Below are 3,822 nucleotides of genomic sequence, written 5' to 3'. Positions count from 1 at the left end.
ATTATACGGTCTCTCAACTCGTGAATTTTACGTTCCTGCGTGCTTTGTTCAAGTTTAAACGTTTCGATATCCCGTCTTGCTTTCCGAATGTTGTGCTCGTCCTCTTCATAGAACGACTGGATGAACTGATCTTGAATATTTTGCTGCTCGATTTTCTGCTTCTCCAAATGGGTTATCTCATCTTCCAATTCTCGTTCGGCGGATTTGCTGTCATAGATAATCAGCTTATGCCCCTTCTTCACACGATCTCCTTCTTTCACGAGTACTTTTTGGACCTTCCAACCGGCAGGGTTCGATAATCTCACTTGGGCGAGCGGTTGAAGTATACCGCTACCTTCGAGCGAAAATACAAGACTGCCGTTAACCGGCTTTTCCGTACTCACTTTCGGCAAGGTCAGCGACTGCAGCGTATTACTGAAAATCGTGAAAAATACTAACAATCCCATAAAAACAATGAACACGACTTGAATGCTTCGTTTGCGCTTGCGATCACCCAGTTCTTTTTCTAACTCCATATCCCTTCTTTTCCCCCTACCCCTTAATGCCAGACAATTGAATACCTTCAATGAAATACGTTTCGGCATACAGAAACAGCAGCACCATCGGAGCCATGTAGAGCATGGATGCAGCGAAAGCAACCCCCGGCTCACCATTAATCCTAGATAAAAAAACCGATAGCGGCTGCTTGAATGGATCGTCCAGAAAAATAAGCGGCTGCTCCACCATATTCCAATAATCGACGAATAAGAGGATAACAAGTGCAGCCAGACCCGGTTTGATCATCGGGATAATAATCTTGTAGAAAATTCGCAAATGTCCAGCTCCGYCCATCTTAGCCGCTTCGATGTAGGCATATGGAATATCCAGCATGAACTGCCTGRGCATAAACACACCGAAAGCTGCGAAAATCCCAGGTAATATTATTGCATTCGGACTATTCAGCAGACCAAGCTTATCCGCCATAATATAATTCGGAACTAACGTCACTTGGAATGGCATGAGCATCGTCAAGACATAGACGAGAAACATGTGATCCCGTCCGCGAAATTGCAGCTTGGAGAACGCGTACGCAGTAAGTGCTGCTACGAGAGTTTGCCCTGCGATGATCGGCACCACCATAAATACCGAATTCCAGAACATCGTCAGATATCTAGGGCTGTCCATCAACACCTTTCTATACTGCTCCAAGGTCACTTGATCCGGCAGCAATTTTAAATTCACAAAAGGATTTTCTCTCCCTGCAGCCGTTTTGTTTAACTGCCCTATGGGTCCATAATTGATGCCCATTTCTTGATCTGTCATGAACGAATTTGTGAAAGTGACCACAATCGGGAATAATAACAGGACTGCTATAGCGACCATGACGACCGTTAACGCACTTTTTTTCAATACTTCAGTAACAAGCACAGCGACTTCCTCCTATTCCATGAACTGCCGATGCCGGCGTTCAAGAGCAAACAATCCTATAACGATCAAAAGAATAACGCCTACCATCAAGGTCGACGCGGCAGTCAGCTTCTGAATGTCCAACGACGTGAACATGTTGTTCATATAGTGCTGCATCATGTATATATTGTCATGCGGATAATCGCCTGCGATCAAATACGTTTCCCGAAATACTTTAAAAGAATTAATGATCGACATGATAACTACAAAGAACATGGTAGATGTTAAATAGACAATTGTAATACTGCAAAACTGCCGTAAACGCCCTGCCCCTTCAATTTGGGCGGTTTCATAATAATCTTTCGGGATTTGCTGCAGTCCCGCCAAGAATAAAATCACGTTATAGCCAATGTTCTTCCATAAATAAACGACAATGATTACATTTCTGGCCGCATCTGTCTTCATCCAATCCACACGTTCGATTCCAAAGCCACTCAGCCATGCATTCAAGGAGCCATTCCAATCGAACAGTATCTGCCAGATCAGAATAATTGAGGCGACTGGAACGACAAGCGGCAGCACATATGCAGTCCGCAGCCATTTGCGAAGATATATATTTTTATTCAACAGCATTGCCAATCCTAACGACAGCGCAAGTATAAGCGGAACACTAACCACGCTAAAATAAAACGTATTGGATGACGCCTTTCGGAAGGAATTACTTGCAAGTAACTCGCGGTAATTAGCCAATCCCACAAAATGGCTGTCTACCGTACTATCCATAAAAGAATAGAACACCCCCATCGCAAACGGAATAAGGTAGAACAGTGCAAACCCGATAACGCTCGGTGCCAGAAACATCAAAGCCGTTGATGCATCCTTGCGAATCCATTCTTTTATTTTTTTCTTCATAATGATGACATGCCAAAAACCCCACTTCTTCATTCACAGCTCTCTCCTCCCATTCATACATTTAGAATAGGGTAGACTGATAAATAAAGAAGTGGGGTAAATATAAATTTTTCCTTAAATACTAGACTTATACATTAACTGAGTGTTTCAGATCCGATCTTTTTTTGCGGGAAACGGACTTCAAAAAGCGTTCGAATTAAACTGCTTTGAGCCGAAATTGTGCCTTGATGCTGCTCCACAATATTCTTCGCAATAGACAAGCCAAGACCGGTGCTCCCCTCACGATGAGTTCGCGCTTGATCGCCCGTAAAAAACATATCGAAGATAAGCGGCAATTCTTCCGGAGGAATATGATCTCCATAATTGACCACTTGAATAACCACATTTTCTGCATCAAAATTGCAATTAATGTCTATATACTGGCCATCATTTCCATAGCGAATGGCATTCGTCAGAAGATTTTCAAATACGCGTGCCAAAAGCTCACCGTCACCCCAAATAATCATATGCGGAGTCACATTCAATCGGGTTTCCAGGTTATTTTTCTCAAAAACAGGGTATAGCTCCTCAGTTAATTGGATGAGAAGCTCACTCAGATCGATCGGTTTTTTTTCAATTGTAAGCTTGCCATAGTTCATTCGAGTGATTTCGAATAGCTCGTCAATGAGCCTTTCTAAACGTTGAGACTTGGTATAAGCAATGCTCGTATAATGCTTGATTTGTTCTGCAGTAAGTTGATCGTCCTGAAGAATGAAAGCCAAATAACCTAAAACCGAAGTCAGAGGCGTACGCAAATCATGAGCCAAATTCAAGACCAATTGTTCCTTGCTGTTTTCTGCAAAATCTCCTCTCTCCAAAGCTCGCTGTAATTTTTCACTTGCCAGATTAATGTCTCTCGCAACATCCCCAAATTCATCATTGGATGGAATATGTATACGATTGTTGAAGTCACCATTCGCAAGCTGATTAATTCCGCTGAATATTTCTTTAAAATAAGCCGCATATCGTTTGGTGAGGAGAAAGAAAAACAAAAAAGAGAGAGGAATGAAAATAAGCATAAAGAAGTTAACATCCCCAATTTCTCTCATAAAATAACGAAATTTAGTCGTTGGACTTTCGAATTTGGTCGTATAATAATAGATTTGGATAGCTTTATAGAGCGTATAGGTAAGAATAGCGGAAAAAAGCATACTTAAACCAAAGAGTTGAATCATTTTAAATCGAAAGCTTCGGATCATTTTAGCCATTGAATGTATATCCCACCCCCCAAACGGTTTTAATCAGTTTGTTTTTATGAATGTCTTCCCCAAGCTTCTTCCGCAAGGTACGAATATGTACCATGACCGTATTGCTGCCTTCATAGTATGCATCGCCCCAAACCTGTTGAAAGATGTTTTCCGCACTATAGACTTTCTTTGGATAACTGGCTAGCAGATACAGAATATCAAACTCTTTTGGAGTTAGTTCAATTGGCTTGCGGTAAAGGAATAGTGTGCGTTCCTCGGGATTGATGTCAAGTCCGCC

4 protein-coding genes and 1 pseudogene are annotated in these 3,822 nt (G+C 41.9%); all 5 read right to left on the bottom strand.

Features of this window, described 5'->3' with window-relative positions:
- Positions 1 to 515 (bottom strand): annotated as a pseudogene (locus AC1DWN_RS30025) (efflux RND transporter periplasmic adaptor subunit); the annotation flags it as partial.
- 16 nt (positions 516 to 531) lie between these two features.
- On the bottom strand, positions 532 to 1,362 hold the full coding sequence (locus AC1DWN_RS30020; protein ID WP_477562528.1) for a carbohydrate ABC transporter permease: 831 nt from the start codon (positions 1,360 to 1,362) through the stop codon (positions 532 to 534).
- Positions 1,363 to 1,419: 57 nt separating this feature from the next.
- Positions 1,420 to 2,298 (bottom strand): carbohydrate ABC transporter permease, encoded by an 879-nt coding sequence (locus AC1DWN_RS30015; RefSeq protein WP_477562527.1) that lies wholly within the window; start codon positions 2,296 to 2,298, stop codon positions 1,420 to 1,422.
- A gap of 134 nt (positions 2,299 to 2,432) precedes the next feature.
- The gene (locus AC1DWN_RS30010; RefSeq protein WP_477562526.1) at positions 2,433 to 3,545 is read right to left on the bottom strand and encodes a HAMP domain-containing sensor histidine kinase; all 1,113 of its coding nucleotides are present in this window, start codon (positions 3,543 to 3,545) and stop codon (positions 2,433 to 2,435) included.
- Positions 3,538 to 3,822, bottom strand: a 285-nt coding sequence (locus tag AC1DWN_RS30005; RefSeq protein ID WP_477562525.1) for a winged helix-turn-helix domain-containing protein, incomplete at its 5' end; no start/stop codon positions are given. The genes AC1DWN_RS30005 and AC1DWN_RS30010, both read right to left, overlap by 8 nt.

The sequence above is a fragment of the Paenibacillus sp. P4_A7 genome (genome assembly GCF_056402455.1).
Note: the sequence above shows the minus strand (reverse complement) of the source record. Positions and strands in the feature narration are given on the sequence as shown.

What these genes read in the sequence shown, in the direction of transcription:
- AC1DWN_RS30015 (WP_477562527.1), bottom strand. Translation starts at nt 2,298, where the DNA reads ATGAAGAAAAAAATAAAAGAATGGATTCGCAAGGATGCATCAACGGCT.
- AC1DWN_RS30010 (WP_477562526.1), bottom strand. Translation starts at nt 3,545, where the DNA reads ATGGCTAAAATGATCCGAAGCTTTCGATTTAAAATGATTCAACTCTTT.